This window comes from Citrobacter sp. Awk 2, from assembly GCF_028069815.1.
Classification (GTDB): Bacteria; Pseudomonadota; Gammaproteobacteria; order Enterobacterales; family Enterobacteriaceae; genus Citrobacter.
The window spans coordinates 1-2,413 of the sequence record NZ_JANEWL010000194.1; the positions used below are offsets into that span (position 1 = coordinate 1).

Annotated in this window: 1 protein-coding gene and 1 pseudogene; one reads left to right on the forward strand and one right to left on the reverse strand. The window is 44.3% G+C overall.

Translation table 11 applies throughout. The features are described from left to right. Positions 1-660: glycosyltransferase family 2 protein (locus tag NNO02_RS23030; RefSeq protein WP_271455852.1), on the reverse strand; the 660-nt coding region annotated here is incomplete at its 3' end. Positions 661-1,197: 537 nt separating this feature from the next. On the opposite strand from NNO02_RS23030, the pseudogene NNO02_RS23035 reads away from it, so the two are divergent. After that, positions 1,198-2,104 (forward strand): annotated as a pseudogene (locus NNO02_RS23035) (integrase core domain-containing protein); the annotation flags it as partial. Positions 2,105-2,413: the final 309 nt, after the last annotated feature.

The following is a 2,413-nucleotide window of genomic DNA, read 5'->3' on the forward strand; positions in this document are numbered from 1 at the left end:
AAATATACTAGATTTTATATAAGAGGGGATGCTTTTTACCAGCCTCGAGGGACGGAGATCACCATTGACCCTGATCGGTACTGATGCCACAGTTATATTTTTTTGACCTGCTTGAATAATGGTTTCCAGCGTGTATGTATAGTCATTAAACACCATAATCATCTGAGCCGCAGAGCGTGTTATTGCTCTAAAACCACTCGGAGCGTCGGGTATATTTGTTTTACTTGCCCTACGCACAACCCAGCTACCCAACTTCTGTAGCATCTTCTTTATGGGGGAAAAGTGTTCAATAGTTGCTATCGGGCGAGCGCCAATAACGATCTCTGCCTGATGTTGTAGAATAGGCGCGATCAAAGCGGGGATATCATCAGCATTGTATTGGTTATCGGCATCAGTATTGACAATGACGTCAGCCCCCAATCTTAAGCATTCTTCTAATCCGGTCATGAAGGCTCTGGCAAGCCCTTTATTTCCTGTATGCCTAACGACATGATCGACGCCATGTGCTTTTGCAACGTCTACCGTGTTATCACAACTTCCATCGTCAATAATGAGCCATTCTACTGAACTGAAACCTGGAACCGTGCGTGGTAATGCTGCAAGTGCTACTGGTAGGGTCTCTGCTTCATTAAAACATGGAATTTGTATTATTAGTTTCATTCAAGTGCCCACTAATTATGGATAAAACAACCATATATCCTCATTCCTGACAGGCATAAATTATTTCTGCGGTATTTGGAAATTGTCACTTTACGGCAACTTCACTTGTGCCTTACTCAAGGCGATGATCCAGGTTAATTTAATTGAGTAAGATTACAAGCTATATCGTACTCATAATTCCAGTAAGATTCTGACGGCGCTAACGTGATAATCTCACTTAGCCGAACACTTACTGGTCCCGGAAAATCCTCTTTGTGCACTAATGCAACGCCTGGTGAATGATTGTTATCTGATTGTTATCATTGAGTCCTTTCTGTAGAAAATTTATGCATTTCCCAGCATTTATAGCTGTTATACATTATACCTTGCTAACTTTGTTGAATAAACCACTTTTTACTTTAGTACTCTTTGATGTGTCATCTCTGGTAGACGATTTCTGTCCTTATCAGCAGGCCTACTCCACTGCCTCTACCCTCGTCGGGCCTGATTGTGAACACTGGTCTCTTTACCTAAAACAGCGTTAGTCTAAACTGAACTATTCGGTCTTTCTTTCACCTCACAGTGAGACGTTATATTAGCGATTGGAATGTGTTTGCGCTGGAACGAACCGTAACCGGCACCTGTGCCGGGGAGGTCTGCAGAAAGATGGGTACTTTTGAGGCTGCTTTTATAATTATAAGAATAAATTCGCCAGCATGGGCGTGGTGGACCTGCGGTATCTGCGACAACTGGAGGATGAAAAACCGCGGCTGAAGAAACAGGTGGCTGATCTAAATCTGGATAAGGGGGCTGCAGGAGGCATTGAGGTAAATACTCTGAGACTGGCTAAGAAGCGCCTGGCGGTACGTTTTCTGCTGGAAACATATCTTGTAAGCGTCCGTCGGGGGCAGGTTGCTGATGTAGAGTCGCACTGCCTATCACTGGCAGAACGGCGTGATGATCGAGCAATAACCCGCGCATTAAGGAAATTGCGGAAACACGAATACGCGACGGCTGTTCGCGCGATATCGGTAGGTAACCAAAAGGATTTATTGTCCGGGAAGGCTTAACCTGCGCAGAAAGTACTCCCACCGACATGTTAATACTGTACGTGGTGACCAGCGTTCGGTCCTGATGGGCATGGATTGGTGCTAGAGCCAGGATTTCGTGTCATAGAGTCTGTTTAACGAATGGCACTACCGGGTGTTGGGTAAGCGCCTGCCGGTGCGTATTCAGAGTGATAATGGCAGCGAGTTTACCTCAAAAAGTCTGGATAAATGGGTGTATGAACACGGTGTCACTATGGACTTCACCTGCCCCGGAAAACCGACAGCTAACCCGTTTATGGCGTCATTTTACGGCGGCTAGAGGGGATATCTGAACATTCACTGGTTTCTCTTGCTGGAAGAAGCGCAGGACAAACTCGGTTAAGTGGCGCAGAGAATATAATCATCATAGGATGTATTAATCATTAAATGGCAGGACTGCGGTTGAATTCATCTGAAGTATTCGAAAAGACGAAGATCATGAGTTCTTATTGCACCGAATTTGGGACCAGGGTCAGTAACTTTTATAGTATGTTCCCTGACTGACTCTAACAAGGGGCATGCCTCTATCTATATTGACACTCCCCCATTTTCCAAGCATACTTGCTCTCTACAGGGTCTTTATGGGTTGGCTGGAGACTACATTTCGGTCTAATCTGATGTACTGTTTGTTTAAGATTTATTAAATTTATACCGAACATACAAGCTTAAATGTAGTAATCTTTAAC